Source organism: Dolichospermum sp. UHCC 0260, assembly GCF_009711985.1.
GTDB lineage: Bacteria > Cyanobacteriota > Cyanobacteriia > Cyanobacteriales > Nostocaceae > Dolichospermum > Dolichospermum lemmermannii.
This window is the reverse complement of sequence record NZ_VIKZ01000053.1, coordinates 1-19,820: the sequence shown is the minus strand read 5'-3', so window position 1 is coordinate 19,820 and position 19,820 is coordinate 1. Positions and strand designations below refer to the sequence as shown.

18 protein-coding genes are annotated in these 19,820 nt (G+C 36.6%); 8 read left to right on the top strand and 10 right to left on the bottom strand.

What is annotated here, in order from left to right:
• Nucleotide 1 precedes the first annotated feature (1 nt).
• The 3 genes from FJR08_RS18240 to FJR08_RS18230 are packed head-to-tail and all read right to left on the bottom strand — an operon-like array spanning nucleotide 2 to nucleotide 3,094.
• On the bottom strand, nucleotides 2-1,156 hold the full coding sequence (locus tag FJR08_RS18240; RefSeq protein ID WP_168634123.1) for a hypothetical protein: 1,155 nt from the start codon (nucleotides 1,154-1,156) through the stop codon (nucleotides 2-4).
• A gap of 2 nt (nucleotides 1,157-1,158) precedes the next feature.
• Nucleotides 1,159-2,664, bottom strand: coding sequence for a CHAT domain-containing protein (locus FJR08_RS18235; RefSeq protein WP_168634122.1), 1,506 nt, complete (start codon nucleotides 2,662-2,664; stop codon nucleotides 1,159-1,161).
• Between the two features lie 19 nt (nucleotides 2,665-2,683).
• Nucleotides 2,684-3,094 carry a trypco2 family protein gene (locus FJR08_RS18230; protein ID WP_168634121.1) on the bottom strand — a complete coding sequence of 137 codons (411 nt, stop codon included), beginning with the start codon at nucleotides 3,092-3,094 and terminating at the stop codon, nucleotides 2,684-2,686.
• Nucleotides 3,095-3,389: 295 nt separating this feature from the next.
• On the opposite strand from FJR08_RS18230, the gene FJR08_RS18225 reads away from it, so the two are divergent.
• Nucleotides 3,390-4,118, top strand: coding sequence for a Bax inhibitor-1 family protein (locus FJR08_RS18225; protein ID WP_168634120.1), 729 nt, complete (start codon nucleotides 3,390-3,392; stop codon nucleotides 4,116-4,118).
• Nucleotides 4,119-4,230: 112 nt separating this feature from the next.
• On the opposite strand, the gene FJR08_RS18220 is transcribed toward FJR08_RS18225, so the two are convergent.
• From FJR08_RS18220 to FJR08_RS18205, 4 genes are all read right to left on the bottom strand, one after another.
• Nucleotides 4,231-4,773 carry a DUF3172 domain-containing protein gene (locus FJR08_RS18220; RefSeq protein WP_015083215.1) on the bottom strand — a complete coding sequence of 181 codons (543 nt, stop codon included), beginning with the start codon at nucleotides 4,771-4,773 and terminating at the stop codon, nucleotides 4,231-4,233.
• A 161-nt stretch (nucleotides 4,774-4,934) separates the two neighbouring features.
• The gene (locus FJR08_RS18215; protein ID WP_015083214.1) at nucleotides 4,935-6,011 is read right to left on the bottom strand and encodes a fatty acid desaturase; all 1,077 of its coding nucleotides are present in this window, start codon (nucleotides 6,009-6,011) and stop codon (nucleotides 4,935-4,937) included.
• A 157-nt stretch (nucleotides 6,012-6,168) separates the two neighbouring features.
• The gene (locus FJR08_RS18210; protein WP_015083213.1) at nucleotides 6,169-7,242 is read right to left on the bottom strand and encodes a fatty acid desaturase; all 1,074 of its coding nucleotides are present in this window, start codon (nucleotides 7,240-7,242) and stop codon (nucleotides 6,169-6,171) included.
• A 229-nt stretch (nucleotides 7,243-7,471) separates the two neighbouring features.
• On the bottom strand, nucleotides 7,472-8,287 hold the full coding sequence (locus FJR08_RS18205) for an acyl-CoA desaturase (RefSeq protein WP_015083212.1): 816 nt from the start codon (nucleotides 8,285-8,287) through the stop codon (nucleotides 7,472-7,474).
• Nucleotides 8,288-8,373: 86 nt separating this feature from the next.
• Here FJR08_RS18205 and FJR08_RS18200 point away from each other — a divergent pair, with 86 nt between their 5' ends.
• On the top strand, nucleotides 8,374-9,603 hold the full coding sequence (locus FJR08_RS18200) for a methionine gamma-lyase family protein (RefSeq protein ID WP_148766721.1): 1,230 nt from the start codon (nucleotides 8,374-8,376) through the stop codon (nucleotides 9,601-9,603).
• Nucleotides 9,604-9,670: 67 nt separating this feature from the next.
• On the opposite strand, the gene FJR08_RS18195 is transcribed toward FJR08_RS18200, so the two are convergent.
• Entirely contained in the window at nucleotides 9,671-10,048 is a 378-nt protein-coding gene (locus FJR08_RS18195) for a GxxExxY protein (RefSeq protein WP_015083210.1), read from the bottom strand.
• Nucleotides 10,049-10,125: 77 nt separating this feature from the next.
• Nucleotides 10,126-11,319: a Coenzyme F420 hydrogenase/dehydrogenase, beta subunit C-terminal domain gene (locus FJR08_RS18190; protein WP_168634119.1), complete on the bottom strand. Its 1,194-nt coding sequence runs from the start codon at nucleotides 11,317-11,319 to the stop codon at nucleotides 10,126-10,128.
• A gap of 285 nt (nucleotides 11,320-11,604) precedes the next feature.
• On the opposite strand from FJR08_RS18190, the gene FJR08_RS18180 reads away from it, so the two are divergent.
• The 3 genes from FJR08_RS18180 (at nucleotide 11,605) to FJR08_RS18170 (ending at nucleotide 13,275) form a co-directional block, all read left to right on the top strand.
• A complete protein-coding gene (locus tag FJR08_RS18180; protein ID WP_168634118.1) occupies nucleotides 11,605-11,994 on the top strand; it encodes a hypothetical protein in 390 nt (129 codons plus the stop codon).
• A gap of 456 nt (nucleotides 11,995-12,450) precedes the next feature.
• Nucleotides 12,451-12,852, top strand: coding sequence for a hypothetical protein (locus FJR08_RS18175; RefSeq protein ID WP_015083207.1), 402 nt, complete (start codon nucleotides 12,451-12,453; stop codon nucleotides 12,850-12,852).
• 15 nt (nucleotides 12,853-12,867) lie between these two features.
• Nucleotides 12,868-13,275 carry a DUF6575 domain-containing protein gene (locus FJR08_RS18170; RefSeq protein ID WP_168634117.1) on the top strand — a complete coding sequence of 136 codons (408 nt, stop codon included), beginning with the start codon at nucleotides 12,868-12,870 and terminating at the stop codon, nucleotides 13,273-13,275.
• Between the two features lie 131 nt (nucleotides 13,276-13,406).
• Here the strand turns inward: FJR08_RS18170 and FJR08_RS18165 are convergent, their stop codons facing one another.
• Nucleotides 13,407-15,623 (bottom strand): hypothetical protein, encoded by a 2,217-nt coding sequence (locus tag FJR08_RS18165; protein WP_168634116.1) that lies wholly within the window; start codon nucleotides 15,621-15,623, stop codon nucleotides 13,407-13,409.
• A gap of 393 nt (nucleotides 15,624-16,016) precedes the next feature.
• On the opposite strand from FJR08_RS18165, the gene FJR08_RS18160 reads away from it, so the two are divergent.
• The 3 genes from FJR08_RS18160 (at nucleotide 16,017) to FJR08_RS18150 (ending at nucleotide 19,735) form a co-directional block, all read left to right on the top strand.
• Complete coding sequence (locus tag FJR08_RS18160) at nucleotides 16,017-17,186, top strand: glycosyltransferase family 4 protein (RefSeq protein WP_168634115.1); 1,170 nt, start codon at nucleotides 16,017-16,019, stop codon at nucleotides 17,184-17,186.
• Between the two features lie 18 nt (nucleotides 17,187-17,204).
• On the top strand, nucleotides 17,205-18,356 hold the full coding sequence (locus FJR08_RS18155) for a glycosyltransferase family 4 protein (RefSeq protein WP_168634114.1): 1,152 nt from the start codon (nucleotides 17,205-17,207) through the stop codon (nucleotides 18,354-18,356).
• Nucleotides 18,357-18,472: 116 nt separating this feature from the next.
• Nucleotides 18,473-19,735 carry an ABC transporter ATP-binding protein gene (locus tag FJR08_RS18150; protein ID WP_015083202.1) on the top strand — a complete coding sequence of 421 codons (1,263 nt, stop codon included), beginning with the start codon at nucleotides 18,473-18,475 and terminating at the stop codon, nucleotides 19,733-19,735.
• Nucleotides 19,736-19,820: the final 85 nt, after the last annotated feature.

The window sequence follows — 19,820 nt, the reverse complement described above, 5'->3', positions numbered from 1 at the left end:
TTTAAGGCATTGATAATTTAGATGTAGGTGGTAGACATAAGTTATCAGTATCACATATTAATGACAAATGATTTCCTATATGATTTTTATCATCTTTCGCATTTATACGTTCTCCTTTAATAATACTGGGTAAGTTTTCTAAATAATTTACTTCACTTATTATATTATTTAATGTCTGCTCAATATTTATTTCTTTAATATCTTTCCTTATCCATAATGCAAAAGGTATGCCATTATAAAATAATAGTTCACCTATGGTTTTTAGATTAATAAAATTAATAAATGTTATTCCTACTACATGATCTGAAAGTAAATCTTTCTTCAATTTTGATCTTTTATTTATATCTGATTGTGTTACCAGGAAAAGAATATCTCTAACTGATTTATTTGATATCTCTTTAAAAGAATCACATTTTTTATGCCACATAGATGTGTGATTGTCTAATTTATTTTCATTAAAGCGTTCTAAAAATTCTAAAGTTACTTCAAACATTTCTCCAAAGGTGATACGTGCTGCTTTGGGAACTGTTTCATCAATTACTAAAGTATCTATAGAACTTATTTTATGATTATTTTTAATAAATAAATTGTAAGGTAAAAAAACTTTGATTTTGCTGATATATTTACAAGGAAAATCATCATTGCTTTTAATTTCTTCAAGACAATTTTGGTAGATTTTTCTAAAAGTCTCAGGAAATTCTTTTGATGAAATTTGTAGTATAGAAGGATCTTTTTTTAGCAATGGTAAATAATTTCCAATATTATTACTAACCCATGCTTCTAATCTTATACCTTTATTGTCTTCATGAACAGCAACAAGTAAGCATGATTGTTTGATTTTATTGTCTTGTTGTTTTGGACACAATTTATCTTTTATGTTGTTTAGTTTATCTTGCAATTCTCCCGGAGACTGAAAATGATGCTCAATTTTTACACATAATTGACAAAAAGCTAATGTATTATCTGTCCTTTCTAAATAATCTAATAGGATATCTATAAACTGATCATTGTTTAAACTAGCTACACTTTCAGGAGAAATATGATCTATTCTTATTCCAATATATGTACATAAATTTTCACGGACATTTGTATTGTCTGTAATTTCTCCACTACGTTTTAATAAATCTTTTAGTGCTACTAATTCTACTTTGCTCATTTTCACATGAATTTATTTTTAATGTTTTGTAGTTTATTTGCGAGGGTTAATGAAGATTTAAAATGAGGCTCAAGTTTTACACATAATTGATAAAAAGCTGATATATTATCTGTCCTTTCTAAATAATCCAATAAAGTATCTATAAATAGCTTATCACCTAAAGTAGCTAGACCTTCAGGAGAAATGTCATCTATTTCTATGCCAATAGATTGACAGAAATTCTCACGAACAATTCTATTAGTCGTAATTATTCTACAACGTTTTAATAAATCTTTCAGTGTTTCTATATCTGACACTTCTAACTCTTTATTTTGTGAAATAACTGGTTGTAACTGTGTTTCCTGAAAATCAAATAAATATCCATCCTCATCACCATCATGACGTAAAAATAGCACAAGACGATACCACTCATATTGTTTATGCTTCATAGCCTTAGAAGCAAATTTCACAGCCTCTAATAAAGAAGATTTACCATTACCTAAAACCCGATAGAACTGGTCTATAAAATCTGTTGTACTATCTTGACTAATACTAAATGGAGTAGCTACAACTGCTGGTACTATTTGCAGTAGTTTTTGAGCAACACCATTGAAAACAGAATCACTTTTATGAGCTAAAGCAGCTTGACAAGCAGTAATAACTACTAATTGTGGTTTTGGGTTGCAAATATCAATCAAATCTCTAAAATCTTCAGCACTGATATAATCTGGTTCACCTTTTTCATTCTCAAATAAAAGAAATCCTGATTGATCTTGGAAAACTCCATGACCATTAAAATGAATGATATCAGGAAGTTTATCAGCTTGTTTGGAATGATCAGTTAAATAGTCTCGTAATCTTTTAAAGGTTGGTTTTTCTCCTGGTTTATACCAAGATAATAAACAAGCGCGTTCCTCATTTTGGGCTTTTTTTAAGCTATCATTAATTAATGACTCTTGATTTTGCAGTTGAATCTGATCATCATCAAATGCTTGTGATGAGATGACTAAAACTTTGAGTTTATTAATCTGGCGTTTTTTTCGTGGATAATTTGTATTATCAAGTATGCGATAGGAAAAAGTAACTCGATTTTTTGATAAAAATTCATTACCATCATGTACTAAATGCCAAGGATATAAGGATAATTTAGAATTAGCACTTACTCTAAAATCATATTCAATTTGAATATGTAAATCTTCCTCTTTACCAAATTCTTTATTTAGTGCTTTTTCAATATTTCCTGTAAACAAAGCCTGATAAAGTTTTTTCCCAATGTTTTCGCGCATTTGACCATGAAAAGAATTAGTATCTGTTTCACTTAATAATCCTTCTGCTATCATCCATTTTTTATCATTATTATCTGAATATTGATTTGTCAAAGCGTTTAGCGAATTGATAACAGCACGAAGATGGGAATTTCCTTGGTCATCAAAAAAGGGTAATTTAGAATTTTCAGTAGCATAATTTTTTGCAACTATAGTAAAACATTCATTGTCAGTTGCAGTTAAAGTTAGCTTAAGTGTTGGCATTTATTTTTCCTAAATATCACTAAATATCAATTTTCTTATTACGACCTTGCAGTACAATGCCAGTAGTTGCTTTTTCTATTGCCTCTTGTTTATCTTTCGGCAAACTAGCCATAAATGCTTGGTTAAGAATAGCTGGAGTTAAAGTAATTTTGATAGTATGAATATTTTCTTCATTGACTTTTCTACTAGCTTCTGCACTTCCTTTTGCCTCACCTAATTTAAAGAAATCAGCGCCTAAAACATTAATTTTAAGATCAACTTTGGCTTCACCTTGCCCTTTAATCTCAATTTCTCTAGAAACCGATACTTGCAGTTCTAGTTCGACATTTGAAACCATAAAAACAGGATTGTCTTTGTTAGTGTTGGCTAACTCCTGTTTAACTTTGTCAATTAGTTCACCTAAACCAATTCCATCCCATGTTTGTGACATACTACGTCTTCTTACCTCAATTGTTCTTAATCAGTACAGTATATCAGTGTAGAGATACTTTTAGAGACTTCCAATTTAAAAAATATCCCAAAATTTCTTGTAGTGCGGGCATCTTGCCCGCTAATAATACAAGGACGGGCAAGATACCATTGGATAGCGTTCGCGAAGCGTCCCGGAGGGAACTAGCGCTCCAAATAACCTGAAAGAAATTCCCATAATTGAATTTGGTCAACCCCTACCCAAGAATCTATAAAATTTGTAAAAATAGAAATCAGCAGTTTCAATATTTTTAGATATGAGTAATTCCAGCAACTTTCGTGAAGCTTTCCGTGAGGCTAAAACTCATGGAATCGTTGGACCTAATGTTATCGCTAACGCCCTTCCCTATGTCGGTGCTGGATTGGTGCTGACAGCATTCGGAACTTATGGTGGTTTAGGTGTTATCCGCACTAACCCCGGACTCTTTTTCCCTACATTCATAGGGGCAGTAATTCTAGAATTAATTTTGTTCTTCGTTGCCCAAAATGTGGCATCAAAAGGTAACAAAGCCCTAGCTTTACCCCTATTGGGTATTTACAGTCTCTTATCTGGATATACCTTGAGTGGCTTGGTATTTGTAGCTTTGAGAACCCAAGGGGTAGGTATTCAAGGTATTGCTATTGCTGCTTTAAGTTGTGGCATTACCTTCATTGTTGCCCGAAAAATCGGTTCTAACCTTTCGGAAGCAGACGGTATGGCGTTGACAAAAACCGTTAGTTTGGGCATTGTGGCCTTATTGGTGGTTTGTCTTCTCCAATTTGTCTTTACCTTGTTTGGTGTTTACACACCCAGTTGGTTAGAAATTGGTATCTCTGGTATAGGTGTATTTCTCTTCGCAGGAGCATCAGTAGTTGATTTTTACATCTTACCCCGCACTTACCGCAATGATGAATATTTACCAGCAGCTTTGTCAATGTATCTCACCTACATCAATTTATTTGTCTTTATCTTACGCTTGCTGATTGCTATCAATGGTCGTGATTAAGTATCTGTAAGCATAGAAAACTAAAACTTATCAGGAAAGAAGAAAAGTGAAAGAAAAATCTTCTTCCTTCTTCTTCTTTCTTCTTCCTTCTCCTGACTCCTGACTCCCATATTTAAAATCTTTCCGTATCTTGTGGACTTCCCACAGCACCAGGTTGAGATAAAAAGAAATTTTGAGCCGATTCATTTTGATAAATACATCTAATATCTGGCTTTTCACTATTTAAGTCCCCTGTAAAGCCAAAGGTATTAAGACGATTTTTACATTCTCGTACCTGATCTGATGTTACAAGTTTTTTATTTTCTAAAATAGCCCAGTTATTTTGACGAATTACACATCCAGGACGGATATTTGGCTGGGCAACAAAGACATTAAAGGGATTAAGAGTGACAAAGAGTCTGGCATCCATCACCATGGCACTAGATCCAAACTGCACACAAATCTCAGGATTTGGAGCTCTGGTGTCAATGAACTCACGGGAAGCTACGTTTGATGAACTTAATGTAGTTGTCGAACTAAACGCAATCCCAATCCCAATTCCCAAAATCATCACTCCTCCTAAAAGGGCAATGGTGGCGAAGTTAAACACCGGGGATTGGAAAATAGAGGGTTTAGGGTTATTTGTTGGTCTAGTATTAGCAGATTTACGTCTCATTTTCGCTTTATTACCTTCGTCCCAAGAGTGGTTTTTTAATTTCTCCCTTATTCAGTATGCCGATCCTTGAAGATAATTATCCCCTATTTTCAATTTTAAGGAAAATATAAAATAAAAAAAGCCCGCATTAGCGGACTTCCTAGCTTTAAAAAATTTACCGATTACTTGACATTCTGACTCTTAGAAGTGTAGTAAACCTTACTACCTGTATCGGGAACAAAATGACAACCAATAGCAGAATTCCACAAAGACTTCCAAACTGGTTCTTTTGATTCGTGGAAATACTCACCCATAATTGGTTTAATTGCCTCAGTCGCTTTCAACAAATTGTAATGAGGCATATTCAAGAAAATGTGGTGAGCAACATGAGTACCGATATCATGATGAATGTGGTTAAAAATTCCATAATTTCGGTCAACACTAGAAATTGCCCCTTTCAGGAAAGTCCATTCTTCCCCACGATACCAAGGAATTCCCGGTTCAGTATGGTGTAAGAAAGTCACCAAATCCAACCAAATAATAAAGACAATGTAAGGTCCAGCGTAGTATTTTAACAACGCCATCCAACCAAATTGATAGGTGAATAAACCTAACAAAACTACCATACTAATCCAAAGTGTGGTGCTGGTGATAATGTCCCATTTTTCGGAAGGCTTAAACAGTGGGCTACTAGGTGAAAAGTGAGAACCTTCTTTACCAGGAGAACGCTTGAATAAATAAACCGGATAAGCCAATAAGAACAGATAAAAACGCCCTATTCTTTGCGATAAAGGCATTTCATCATACTCAGATTCAGAAACAGGATACCAGCTTTCATCATTTTCCAAACTGCCTGTATTCTTGTGGTGAGTTCTGTGGCTAATTCTCCAACCATGATAAGGAACAAGAATGAAAGTATGGGTAATATGACCAACTAAATCATTCAACCATTTATGCTTAGAAAAAGATTGATGTCCGCAGTCATGACCAACAACAAATAAAGCCCAAAACATAGTTCCTTGCATGACCCAAAAAACTGGCCAAAAATACCAAGAATCCAGATAATTAGCCGCTGCATACAGCAGTCCCACAATCAGAACATCACGGAAGAAATAATAAAGTGATTTCGTTACACTTGGCTGAAAACATTCAGCGGGAATTGCAGCTTTTAAATCCTGAAGAGTAAACGGTAATTTTTCTTGACCTTCAGTAGATGCAGAACTAGGGTTTTGATTAAACTCGATTGTATCTAATTGCACTGGATTATTTAATTGATTGTAAATTAGAAATTAACAGTGAGGTAATATTTAATGACCTCTAAAATACAAACTTGAGATGTTGGCAATTGACCTAAACCGGGTTAAATTTGGTTAATTGCCAAATCAAAAGAATTGGTGCTAAAAGTAGAAAGAATTACTACTTCACCGTTGATAATTTTTCTTCACGATATTCGTCAAAAGTTATATAACCAATATCAGTTTTATAAAGTTGACATTGATTAGTAATGTCCTTCATTAAACCCCAAGAGAATTTATATTCATCATGGAGATAAGCACCCCAATTTTCTTTGATGCTGCTGTAAGCCAACCGCAAATTATAGGAAGGAATAGCAGTAGAAATATGATGGGGAACATGAACATTAATATCGTGACAAAGAATTTCTACCCAACGAGGATAATCACAATGAACTGTTCCAAATAACTGTGCTAAAGCCTCATTCCATTTATTAGCAGTTGCAAAAGGAACATCTGGAAGAGTGTGGTGAACAATGGTGAAGGTACTCATCCAGAAATGGTAAACCATCCAGGGAATAACCCAGAATTTAATAAAACCCCAAACACCAGTTGTAATAATCAAAGTTGGGAAAACAATCGCTGCAAAAACAGCCACTACAGCCACAGAAAATTTAACACTATCTTGTTCTTTTTTCGGAAAATTGCGCCAATCAAAATGCACAACCGCCCAATGGCCAATAGAACCTACCCACCAGAGACGTTTACTGATAAACAACTCAAAGACAGACTGTCTACTTTTAGACCAACTTGCAAAAGTTTCTGTTCTAATAGGATGCCAAGCGTTGTCTTCGTCTAGCTTGTTGGTATGTTTATGGTGATGATTATGTTTAATGCGCCAGCTATGAAAAGGGTAAATTAAGAACATCATAAAGAAATGTCCCACTAAATCATTTACCCAGCGACGGTTTGCAAATGAACGATGAGCGCAATCATGTCCAATAACGAAAAAACCTGTTAAAGCAGTTCCTGTAAAAATCCACGCTATGGGTAGAAGAAACCAAGGGGAAATTGCTATAAAATAATAGCCTAATGCAGCCATAGATAGACTGATAAGCACAGTTGTCCATGCTTTGCGGCTATTTTTCTGAAAACATTCCTTGGGTAGACTTTTGATAATATGTTTTAGTTTTATTTGGTCTTTACCAAGGTCTGTGGAGACCGCTATTTCCTGACTTTTGATGATTGATGTAGTCATGAATACCTGAAAAACAACAGACAGCTAGACAAGGTTACTAAAAAAAGTAACTTGCTGCAAAGTTTTGTAACATTAATTTCTGAGATTATAGCAACCTTAGAACAACTTAGGATAGATATTGAGCAATTAAAAATTTCAAATTAAAAATTGCTTTATTTACACACAAAAAGTCAATAGTTTCCAGCCAAAAAATGACTACAAAACTATTGACTTTGAGCAGAAAATCTGCTTATGCCTTTTTCTCTGCCAGCTTTACGTTTGTCGCTAGACCTAGTAATTGTAATAACTGAATTGTCATCCAAGTCAGATCAATTTCCCACCATTCCAAACCATGACGGGCAGAGTATTGAAACGCATGGTGGTTATTGTGCCAGCCTTCACCAAAAACGAGAATGGCAACCCACCAACAATTAGTTGACTGGTCACCAGAATCATAAGTGCGGTATCCGAATTTATGAGTAGCACTATTTACCAACCAAGTACAGTGATAAACCCAAATAATCCGCGCAAAAATTCCCCAAACTACCATTGGCCAGCCACCTAAGAAATATAGGATTATGCCCAAGGCAACTTGTAATAAAATGAAATTTTTCTGTAAAAACTGATAAACTGGGTCATCAATAATGTCTTTAGTGAAGCGAGGAACTTGACTGTGAGCAGGAGCAAAATGAATCATCCAACCCATGTGACTCCACCAGAAACCTTGATTTGAATCATGGGGATCAGATTCAGTATCAGAATGTAAGTGGTGAATTCGATGTGTACCGACCCATTCAATTGGACCACCTTCACAAGATAGTGTCCCAAAGATTACCAAGACATACTCTAGCCATTTAGGCGTTTGAAAACTACGGTGAGTGACAAGACGGTGATATCCCAAAGTAATACCTAAACCTCCAGTCACCCAGTAAAGCAATAAAGCAACACCAATTGCCTTCCAGCTAAAATTGCTCGGAATTAAGGCAAATAGAGCGCCGACGTGCAATGAAACGAAAAATAGGGTATTAACCCAGTTAATGGGAGGTTTAGAAGTAGCAATTGTCATGCAGTAACCTGAATAGAAATTGTTCAGCCTAATCTGCGAGATCCTAAAATCCGCATATCTATTTTATGTTTTTGAATGAGGAAATGATGAACAGCTTTGAACGGCTGCGGGAAGCAGAACAGGCACTATTAGAAATTTTTTCTGGTATTGACGCTCAGGTCAAGCATAATCTTAAAAGAGTATTAGATGCCTTTCGTCATCACCGAGTAGGCGCACATCATTTTGCAGGCGTAAGTGGCTACGGACACGACGATTTAGGACGAGAAACCTTAGATAAAGTTTTTGCCCAAATAATGGGTGCTGAAGCTGCTGTGGTGCGAGTGCAGTTTGTTTCGGGAACTCATGCGATCGCTTGTGCGCTGTATGGTGTACTTCGTCCTGGGGATGAAATGTTAGCAGTAGTCGGTTCTCCCTACGATACTCTCGAAGAAGTAATTGGCTTGAGAGGACAAGGCCAAGGTTCTCTAATTGATTTTGGCATAAAATACCGCCAATTGGAACTAACTGATCAAGGAAAAATAGATTGGCAAAACTTAAACACTAGCATTACTGACAACACAAAGTTAGTATTGATTCAACGTTCCTGCGGATATTCATGGAGGCCAAGCCTCTCCATAGCCGACATCGAAAAAATTGTTCACATCGTTAAAAAGCAAAACCCGAACACCGTTTGTTTTGTAGACAACTGCTACGGCGAATTCATCGAAACCCAAGAACCAACCCATATTGGTGCTGACCTCATAGCCGGATCATTGATCAAAAATCCTGGAGGTACAGTCGTGAGTGCAGGTGGTTATATAGCCGGACGCGCCGACCTAGTAGAAGCAGCCGCTTGTAGACTCACAGCCCCCGGTATTGGTAGCGAAGGAGGAGCAACCTTTGATCAAAACCGCCTGTTATTCCAAGGATTATTTTTAGCCCCGCAGATGGTAGGGGAAGCGATGAAAGGAACATACCTAACAGGTTATGTATTTGACAAACTGGGTTATCCAGTTAACCCCCCACCATTAGCGCCCAGAGGAGATGTGATTCAAGCCATTAAACTGGGTTCAGCCAAAAAACTGATCGCCTTCTGCAAAGCCATACAGCAGCATTCCCCCATTGGTTCTTACCTCGAACCCATACCCGACGATATGCCAGGCTACGAAAGCCAAGTAGTCATGGCTGGGGGGACATTTATCGAAGGGAGTACCTTGGAATTATCAGCAGATGGTCCATTGCGAGAACCTTATGTGGTTTATTGCCAAGGGGGGACTCATTGGACTCATGTATCTATTGCTTTACAAGCGGCTATTGAGGCTGTGGGGGAGAATTAAGAATAGTTTCGCGCAAAGTCGCTAAGGAGCAAAGGCGCAAAGGAAGAGGGGGAAGAGAAGGAAGAGGTTAAAGTTTGTTGGCTATGCGTTTAATGCCGTCTTTGATGAGGACTTCACCAAAGTTGATGAGTAGTCCAAGGCGTATATTGGCAAGAGTTAGATAGGTGATAAGTTGTTTTTTGTGTACAGGGTGGAGGGTTTCTAGGGATTTGATTTCAATGATGACTTTGTTTTCAACTATGATGTCTGCCCGAAACCCTTCCTGTAAATGAACACTTTCGTAAACTACAGGTATTGCTTGTTGTCTTGCTACCTGTAAACCTCTACTCTCCAATTCATAAGCCAAAACAGTCTCATACACAGATTCAAACAACCCTGGTCCTAATCTGGTATGAATCTTATAAGCAGCATCAACAATCTGAGTCGCAATTTCATTCTCAGTCATATAAACCTCCTTCTTAATACCTTACCTCCTTCTTCTTCCCTTTGCGCCTTTGCTCCTCTGCGCCTTTGCGCGAAATCTTATTCCGGTAACTTATACTGCCCCACTATCCGTTTCGCAAACTCCGGTACATGAGCTTCTAATTTTTCTCCATGATTCCGCTTCACATATAAGTAATTTCTCGCAAAGTGCGAATCTATGGAAAATCTCGCATATTCTAGTCCTTTGGGGCCAATTTTATCTATGACTACTCCCATTAATTTCGCCGCCCACATGGGTAATGTAACTGCTTGATCATAAGCTGGTATGCTTTGCTGTACTGCTGGTTTCCGGTTTCCTTGGGACGTGACTGGCTGGGTGTGGAGTTGGTCTTTGACGAGTTCGAGCATTTCTTTGCCTGTATCGTTTCTGACTACTATCCATTGCCATTGGTAAGGTGCGCCCATATACCCGACGACGATATCAGCGAGGGAGTTGACGTAATCGAAGCAACTCATACATGATGGGGCGAAGATGTCTTTGAGGACGTTGGTTTTTAAGCCGAAGAAGGGGACTGTTTCTTCTGAACCGTCTTCGTGTTTGAAGTGGACTCGGAAGTCTTGCATGAATTCGTAGCTGACTACTGTTTGGGGGGAACGGCTGGTGGTTTCTAGGAATTTTTGCAGTCCGGCGCGGGTAACGTTATCTACGCATGGTGTTCCCAGTACGTAGAGTTTTTCTAAGCCGAGTTTTTTCTCTACGGCGCGTAATGCTTGGATTTGACAACCTACTCCGATGACTAATAACCTTTTCATTCCTGATTTTTCTATCTCTTCTAATACAGAAAGATTGGGGGATAGGGTGGGTTTATTGACTTTGGCTGCTAGTATTTCTTCGGGGGTGCGGGCGATAATAGGCATAGGTTGAAAGCGGTCTTCTTTGCTGTTTTGGACACAGACTACGCCTTCTACTAAGCCACGATTTAGCATTTCTATGGCTATGCTGCTTACTATTCCTGTCCATTGTGCGCCTTCTATGGGTTGTTGTTTTCTGGCGGACATCATTTCTTGGTGTACGCCAAAATATAGTTCGTTTTCGTCTTCTAGGTTGCGGGGGCGGTTATGGGTGGTGGTTTCTAGTTCGTCTATTCTTTGGGTAATGAAGGCGCAGGCTTCTTTGACGTAGTGGATGTAGTAGGTGTCGCATAGTCCGCATTCGCTACATAGTTCTTTGGCGGGGCGCACACTTCCGGGTTTGAGGGCTTTGGCTTTTTTGTGGGATTCTATGGATGTCATCTATTTTGTTTATTTTTACTAAATATGGCTTTTATTACCTTACCGTTTGGGGATGTGAACTTAAAGATAGAAATTGAAATAGAGGAAAACGGACGCTTTATTGCGGAGGTGATTGATTTTCCCGGTGCGGTTGCTTGTTGAAGCACTAGACAGGAAGTAGTGGACAAGGTTCAGTCTTTGATTGTACCTGTTACAGTTGATAAACTGACATATAGTGTTGTTCATGCGTAAACCCTCTAAATTACTATCGAACAGGTACACCAATTAACACATCAGGGAGTTGAGATGCTGCGTATATTCCTAAATGCCAAAAGCCTAATAACTTCTGTCTTTGCCTTTCCAGCTATTTTCTTGCTAGTTACTGGTAGTTTGTTAACTTTTCCCGATCTAGCTATGGCTATATCTAATGGGAATGATCTAGCTTGTACTCTGGATTTCGGTGAAAATGATTTTGCTATTATAAGTGGTATTGCTGCTTGGGGTGGCTTAAGTTTGGGATCAATAGTACTAAGGGAAACAACAAGTCATGTTCCAAGAGACGGCTTTTTGGGTTGGCTTGGAATGACTACAGAAATAACCACAACAGTTACAGCACCAGTGGGTGCGATTATTGCAGTTGGTGGTCTACTTGTATATGGAGGTTCTAAAATAGTAACCTATACAAATTGCGTTTAATAGCGGGAAAATACAAAGATTGATAATACCAGGATTATTCCATTCTAGATTTCATCAACAAATTTAGGCGTTCTTAGCCGTCTTCAGATAAAACCCCTAAAACCTAAAACAACGTATTCTCGTAAATACATTAAAGTTCAAAATTTAGAATGAAATATCCCTGTTGATAATACTATTTCTTATCAATCTTGAAAATATTAGGGAGTGAAATAAATTGTTGGATCTTTATTAATAACCCTTCGGTTAATTTATAGAGGGTTTTTTGCTGTTAATATACATCTTCCATTATCCCACCAAACCGCCTGAGAATTAATTCTCAGTCTCATAGCAAAAGTCTGTTAAAACAGACTGAATAAATATCAATCTTGATTCAGTTTTAGCTGAATTTTGCTATTAGCGTAATTTCTTGGCGGTGGTGATATCATTTAAAAAATGTATTAAAATAAAAGAAACAACATGAAATGGCCTCAGTATTTTCCTGAAAATTGCCCTCCTGAAGCTGCTCAACCAATTTCAGGAACTATTTACCGTCTGGTAGATAATAACCCTCCTACATCTGATGATTTTAGATCATGGCGTAAACAAAATATAGATCAACCTTGCCCTAAAAACATCACAGAATGTCAAACTTGTGGACTCTCTGTTTTTACCTCAGCAGCAGGAGTTTGTAATGCTCGTAATAAAGTTCCTGCACTTCGCAAAAAACAAGTAGCATTAGGATATGGAAATTCTGATTTAGGAGTAATGTTAAATACACCTTCCAGAAAAACAGGTAATCATCATCATACTTGGTGGTTTCCAGCTAATCAAGAACCTTGGAAAAATTTTGAAATTGTTAATATTACTTCTCCTGACTAAACATGAGGTTTATCTATGAAATTACTACCACAATACCCACCGCTAGTAAACCTAGAAATTATTGAAATCTATGAATATTATGATTTTCCCTGTTTATTTAGCTGTCAAAATGCTTCAGGACAGATTTTTTTAGCTGTTTGGATAGATGAAACACCAGATCATAAAACTTGGCTTTATTCTCCCATGTCGAAAAGCAGATTAAAAAATATTCGTTCTGGTAATATTGATTTATATGATGCTTTTAAAAAATCAGAAGATGGTTTTATTTATCAAGCTATAATTTCTGAAAATGATAATTTGGATGTTGTAGAAATTATATTTTGTGAATATCTCAATGATGAATATTTACCCATGGCTGGCGAAACTATTGATTTTTCCGATGCAGTTTTTCCTCTGGAAAATAAGGAAAAAATCAGGATTTAATTGTAAATTAGGGAATATTTTAGATAAAAGAGCGATCGCTCACCCAAAATACTCTAAATTGATTTATATACCCAACTTATTTAATAAATTGGGTATTTCCGAGTTCACAAATTATTTAAACTGGCTATAAATCAAATAGGAAACTGATAGATAAGCACCTTACCTTGCCAATTTTCTTCGACAAATACGAGATATTCATCATTAGCACGACGGAAAGCCCGGATACCATAGGGAATATCAACCCAACCACTTTCTTTTCCAACTTCTGCACCTGGAGTCATCTTTTTCACGAGTTCTCCGGTAGCAGTTTTATAAACAGATACTTCTGCGGTTTTTACACCCACTGCAAATACATAATCACCAGCTACACTCATGGCTGCGGTGGCGATTTGTCCTTTACCTGTAGTGTCGTAGGGGACAACAATTCGCCATTTAGGAGTGCGATTTCCCTTACTCCAATGATCAAAGCGAGCAATTTCTGATCCTATGACTTTGGCATCATCAGCAAATGCCGGATGTTCAATGGTAAAACCTGATAAATACATAGTATCTGTTTCGGGAAAATACTCAATCCTTCGCAAGTCTTTGAAGGTGTTAGGAGTTTTGAGTTTTTTCATCGAACTATAGGTATAAATGGGATTTCCTTTACTATCTAATCCCTGCAAAGGATAATGACGAATGCCATCTTCGGTTCGCAAAGTTTTCCAAACATCTCCTTTGCTATCTACCCACCAACCTCCGATATAGGGATAGTCTTGACTGCTATCATATTCATTTTTTTCAAATGCACCATTGCCATTACTATCACGCCAAATCCATTCTCCGTTTGCGGGTTGATTGGGTGGCCAATTGCCATTAATAGATTGTTTATTCTGATCATTAGTACCAACAAACATCCCGGCAGGAATTGCAATTTTACCATCTGTTTTTGGTTGAAAACGATAAATTTGCAAAAAGCTATTGTACATATCTGTGAGAAATAGAAAAGGTTTTCCTTGAATCCGACGGACAAAAGTTCCATCTGGTGATGTATGCAGCCGTGGATCTTGAGCATATTTAAAGGGATTAACTGTGTAGGCTTTATATGTCCACTGTTTACCAGCAGGCTTGCTATAATCCATGACATATTGTTCTTGTTTGGTGAATATATTTACACCATCTGTTTTTGGATCTGTATCTGCATTATCTACAAATATTAATCCTAATAATTGCCATGCTATTTTTCCTGATGGCGAAAATTTTCTTAAATCTGTTCCTGATTTATTGAAGCCATTACTATTTACATAAATATTACCTTTTGCATCTGTACCAACTCCTGTAATGCCGTAGAGTTTGGATGTTTTTATTTCTCCAGTTACACCACCAAAAATACCTTTTTTATCCCCAAAAGTATCTACACGAACCGGCTGATTATTAATATTGTAAATTACCAATTGTTGATTAATCCCATTTTCTGCTACTAACAGTCTGCCGAGATTATCAATGGCTAATGCTGATGGTTTATCAACATCTATTATTTCTTTTGGTAATTTTTTTCCGTCTTGAGAATAATTGACAATTTTTCCAAATTTAGCACCTTTTTGATTTTGAATAATCCACAAACTACCTTTTTTATCAATGGTAATTTTTTCGGGACTATTAACGGTAAATTTGTTTATTTCTGCCATTGTTTCGGTATTATAAACCCGAACAATATTCTCCCCAGCATTGCTAACAAATAGGTGATTATTTATTGTTGCTATTCCTGTGACTTCATGACTTTTGCTGGTAATTAACATACTTTTATCCCAGCCATTCCCTTTCTCAAAAGGTGCAGGTTTTCCTGTTAAGTCATAACGTCTGACGCAGTACCAAGTTTGTCCTTGGGGAGGATAATCTTCTTTAGTTTGATCTACTCCACCTTGAGTCATAGAAATATAAATATATTTGCTATTTACTGTTATTGCTTTACCCCCTAAACGATTCCAACCATGTGTATCTTGGAGGATAAAAATTGGTTTACCATCTTTATATATTCCTGCTTCACTACCAGCTTCATCCCAAGCACTATTTGTGTAAATTGTCCCATCATCTTTGACATACATTCCTTCTATGTTATTTTGTACTCGCAATTTACCATTACCAATGGTATTTCCTAACCAAGAAGTAATATATGTAATTTCAGGAGTTTTGACTGCTTTGGATTTTTTAGTTGTGGCTAAATCCATTGTCATTCCGGCAAATGTTATAAGTAGTCCACAGGTTAAACCAAGTAAAATATTGAAAGTTATTTTTTTTCGCCAATATCTCCTCGAAAATAAGTTATGAAGATATTGATAAAGTTTGTAGCAAGTTTTACTAATCTGCATAAATAATTCGGTTGCTGTAATATGCTTTTTGAATTTTTAATTTATCCCTGTGGGATAGGCTTTTAAATTCTTACTCATAAATTAACAAATAAATTTTATCTTGCAGTTAATTTCATCAAAACTTTATCAACAATATATATTTTCAAAATAAATAAATTATACTTGATACTGTTGATATTTTTACGAGTATCTATTATTTGTTATGTAAATATATTTTTTTGATGTATTTTGTTTGTGGAAATAGAATAATTTTTATATTTAAACCGATTTTGATTCTCAGCGTCGTATTAAAAGATTATGCTGAAAATAAATTATCTTGGCATTGACAAAATAAATAAAAGCATAAATCAAAATAACTCATCTCAATTTATCTATCAAAGGGGAGATAAGTAAGTGGCAGGTAAAGATATAAAATTAAGTTCAGCATCGGCATCTATTCTAACTTTAGGTACGGGTTGGTTTCCTAACAATCCTGGAGGCTTGGAACGGTATATTTATGAACTAATTCATAAATTAGCAGCATCTCAAGACCAAGTAGAATTATGTGGAGTGGGTTTACCTCTAGATGCTAAAAATACACAGATTAAGTTGACTAATTTAGCTTGTCCAGATAGTAAAATTAGTTCTCGGTTATGGTCAATTCGTGATAATTTTCAGAAAACAAGATTAGGTAAACCTGATGCAATTAATCTCCATTTTGCATTATATAGTTTTCCAATTTTAGATATTTTACCTAAGGGAGTACCGGTTACTTTTAACTTTCATGGGCCTTGGGCTTCGGAAAGTCAGGAGGAAGTTGTTAATAAAAAGTTGAGTGTTTGGCTAAAGGAAAAAATAATAGAACAAAGCACTTATAATCGGTGCGATCGCTTTATTGTCCTTAGTAAAGCTTTTGGTCAGATTCTCCATCAAAAATACCAAGTTCCCTGGCAGAAAATTCACATCATTCCTGGTGGAGTTGATATTAATCATTTTCAGAATAATCTCTCGCGTCAAGAGGCTAGAATAAAACTAGGTTGGCCAACTAATCGGCCGATATTATTTACTTCCCGTCGCTTAGTTCACCGCATGGGAATTGATAAGTTATTGCAAGCTATAGCTATGATTAAAGCGGGAATTCCTGATATTTGGTTAGCTATAGCTGGTCGTGGTCATATTCAAGCTTTACTTCAACAACAAGCTAGAGAATTAGGTTTAGAAAATAATGTGCAATTCTTAGGTTTCTTACCTGAAAATGATTTACCTGTGGCTTATCAAGCGGCTGATTTAACTGTGATGCCAAGTCAATCTTTTGAAGGTTTTGGATTAGCTATTTTGGAATCTCTAGCCTGTGGTACTCCTGTTTTATGTACTCCTGTGGGGGGAATGCCAGAAATTTTACAGAAATTTTCTCCAGATTTAATTACTGAGGCAATTACTGTTGAAAGTATTGCTGATAAATTAGCACAAGTTATGTTAGGAAAACTGCCTTTACCTTCTAGGGAAGAATGTCGTAATTACACAATTAAAAATTATGATTGGACTAATATTGCTCAACAAGTTCGGCAAGTTCTCTTAGCTTAAATTGATGATAAAAATTGTATGAAAATTCTATTCTTAGACCAAAGTGGTAAACCTGGTGGGGCTGAATTATGTTTAGTTGATATTGCTAAACCTTATGGTCAAAATTCCCTGGTTGGTTTATTCGCAGATGGTGATTTTCGTAAGTTACTCGAAGAAAACCAAATTCCTGTGGAGGTTTTGACAACTCAAGCCATTAAAGTTGGTAAACAAAGTGGTTTATTTCCAGCATTAGCTAGTTTAGGGCAAATAATTCCTTTAATTAATCAGGTTGTGCAACGGGCAAAGAAATATGATTTAATTTATGCTAATACTCAAAAGGCTTTAGTTGTCGCGGCAATAGCTAGTTTTTTCGCTCGTCGTCCTCTCGTTTATCATTTACATGATATTCTTTCTCTAGAACATTTTAGTAAAACTAATTTGCGAGTTGCTGTTAATTTAATTAACCGTTGTGCTGCTTTGGTCATTGCTAATTCTCAAGCTAGTAAAACGGCATTTTTACAAGCTGGAGGAAAACCCGATATAGTTGAAGTTGTTTATAATGGTTTTGCTATAGAAAATTATCAAGTTGATGCATTAGAAGTTAGAAAAATCAGAGCTAATTTAGAATTAGAAGGTAAATTTGTTGTTGGACATTTTAGCCGGCTTTCTCCTTGGAAAGGACAGCATATTTTAATTGAGGCTCTTTCTCAATGTCCAGAAAATGTGGTAGTAATTTTAGTTGGTGATGCTTTATTTGGTGAACAGGAATATGTTAAAGATTTACATCAAAAAGTTGTTGGATTGGGGTTAGAAAATCGAGTCAATTTTTTAGGTTTTCGCTCAGATATTCCCAAATTAATGGCAATGTGTGATTTAATTACCCATACTTCCACTGCACCTGAACCTTTTGGAAGAGTTATTGTTGAAGCTATGCTGTGTGGTAAACCTGTGGTTGCGGCTCAAGCTGGTGGTGCAATAGAATTAGTGGAAGATGGGATTAATGGTTTTTTAGTCACACCCGGAGAACCTCAAGAATTAGCAAAGGTGATTCATAATTGTCTGCAAGAATCTGTAAAAACTGCGAATATTGCCAATAATGCCAGAATTAGTGCCGGTCAACGTTTTGATGTCAAAATTATTAATCAGCAGATTCAAGAATTGCTAGAATCAATAAGATCCCCGACTTCTTGAAGAAGTCGGGGATCTGGAAGTCAAGGATCTGGGTCTTGGGAAACAATGTATAATATGTAATGTATGGGTGGAGAAATCCCGCCTTTACAAATTAATAAATTTTAAAGTGAATTCTCGTGGCACAAGTTGTATTAGAAAATGTTTATAAAAGTTTTCCCTCTCGCGGTGGGGAAGGTGCAAAAACGCAACCAGACGGTACAGATGGTGTAAGTGTCTTGCGACGGATTAATTTAACCATTGCTGATGGTGAATTTATGGTGCTGGTGGGACCATCTGGCTGCGGTAAAAGTACCCTGCTGAGGTTAATCGCTGGGCTGGAGGTAATGACTGGTGGTAACATTTCGGTAGGAGATACCGCAGGGCTTCGCTTGATTAATGACTTACCTCCCAAGGACAGGGATATCGCTATGGTGTTTCAAAGTTATGCACTCTATCCCCACATGACTGTATATGACAACATTGCTTTTGGCTTACGTCGTCAGTTTCCAGATCAGGAAGTTGGCAAAAAAAGACTGACTCAATGGGGCGAAAATTTACTTGTAGGGTTAACAAAAAAGTTACCTAGTGGATTACGGTATATTTCTCCAAAAGAAAGAATTGTTAATGAACGAGTCCAAAAAGTTGCGGGTTTATTACAAATTGAAACTCTGTTAAATCGGTTACCGAAACAACTTTCCGGGGGACAAAGACAACGGGTAGCATTAGGACGAGCGATCGCCCGCAATCCCCAAGTATTCTTAATGGATGAACCATTATCTAACTTAGATGCTAAACTACGAGCTGAAACCCGCAGCCAAATTGTTAAATTACAACGTCAATTGGGAATAACGACGATTTATGTTACCCATGATCAAACTGAAGCGATGACAATGGGCGATCGCATTGCCATTATGTCAGAAGGTAAAATACAGCAAGTTGCAGCACCTTTAGAACTATATAATCGTCCTGCTAATCGCTTCGTCGCGGAATTTATCGGTTCTCCACCCATGAATTTTATCCCTGTGGAGTTTCACGCACCTTTATTAATTACCCATACTAACTTTCGCTTTACCCTTCCAGATGTGTGGGGAAGTGCGTTACAAAACTACGACGGACAAACTTTAATATTGGGTATTCGTCCAGAACATCTCAGTTTGGGTGTACCTGCTACTAAAAATTTACCAGTCAAAGTAGACTTAGTAGAAAACTTAGGAAATGACACTTTTTTAGCTGTAAAAATTTCCGATCCTGATTTACAAAATGTAGATGGACAAACTTTACAAGTTCGAGTTCCCCCAGATAGATTTATAAAGATAAATGACCAACTTTGGTTATCATTTGTGCCTGATAAACTGCATTTTTTTGACCCCAAAACCGAGTTAGCAATATTTCAACAATAAGGGAAGAGGTAAGAAGAAATATATTTTTATTTACCAATTCTCTATTCCCTGTTCCCTATTTTAATGATATAAAGCACTATGGGTT

Coding starts and splice junctions, on each gene's coding strand:
- FJR08_RS18240 (WP_168634123.1), bottom strand. CDS start 1,156: ATGAGCAAAGTAGAATTAGTAGCACTAAAAGATTTATTAAAACGTAGT.
- FJR08_RS18235 (WP_168634122.1), bottom strand. CDS start 2,664: ATGCCAACACTTAAGCTAACTTTAACTGCAACTGACAATGAATGTTTT.
- FJR08_RS18230 (WP_168634121.1), bottom strand. CDS start 3,094: ATGTCACAAACATGGGATGGAATTGGTTTAGGTGAACTAATTGACAAA.
- FJR08_RS18225 (WP_168634120.1), top strand. CDS start 3,390: ATGAGTAATTCCAGCAACTTTCGTGAAGCTTTCCGTGAGGCTAAAACT.
- FJR08_RS18220 (WP_015083215.1), bottom strand. CDS start 4,773: ATGAGACGTAAATCTGCTAATACTAGACCAACAAATAACCCTAAACCC.
- FJR08_RS18210 (WP_015083213.1), bottom strand. CDS start 7,242: ATGACTACATCAATCATCAAAAGTCAGGAAATAGCGGTCTCCACAGAC.
- FJR08_RS18205 (WP_015083212.1), bottom strand. CDS start 8,287: ATGACAATTGCTACTTCTAAACCTCCCATTAACTGGGTTAATACCCTA.
- FJR08_RS18200 (WP_148766721.1), top strand. CDS start 8,374: ATGAACAGCTTTGAACGGCTGCGGGAAGCAGAACAGGCACTATTAGAA.
- FJR08_RS18195 (WP_015083210.1), bottom strand. CDS start 10,048: ATGACTGAGAATGAAATTGCGACTCAGATTGTTGATGCTGCTTATAAG.
- FJR08_RS18190 (WP_168634119.1), bottom strand. CDS start 11,319: ATGACATCCATAGAATCCCACAAAAAAGCCAAAGCCCTCAAACCCGGA.
- FJR08_RS18180 (WP_168634118.1), top strand. CDS start 11,605: ATGCTGCGTATATTCCTAAATGCCAAAAGCCTAATAACTTCTGTCTTT.
- FJR08_RS18175 (WP_015083207.1), top strand. CDS start 12,451: ATGAAATGGCCTCAGTATTTTCCTGAAAATTGCCCTCCTGAAGCTGCT.
- FJR08_RS18170 (WP_168634117.1), top strand. CDS start 12,868: ATGAAATTACTACCACAATACCCACCGCTAGTAAACCTAGAAATTATT.
- FJR08_RS18165 (WP_168634116.1), bottom strand. CDS start 15,623: ATGCAGATTAGTAAAACTTGCTACAAACTTTATCAATATCTTCATAAC.
- FJR08_RS18155 (WP_168634114.1), top strand. CDS start 17,205: ATGAAAATTCTATTCTTAGACCAAAGTGGTAAACCTGGTGGGGCTGAA.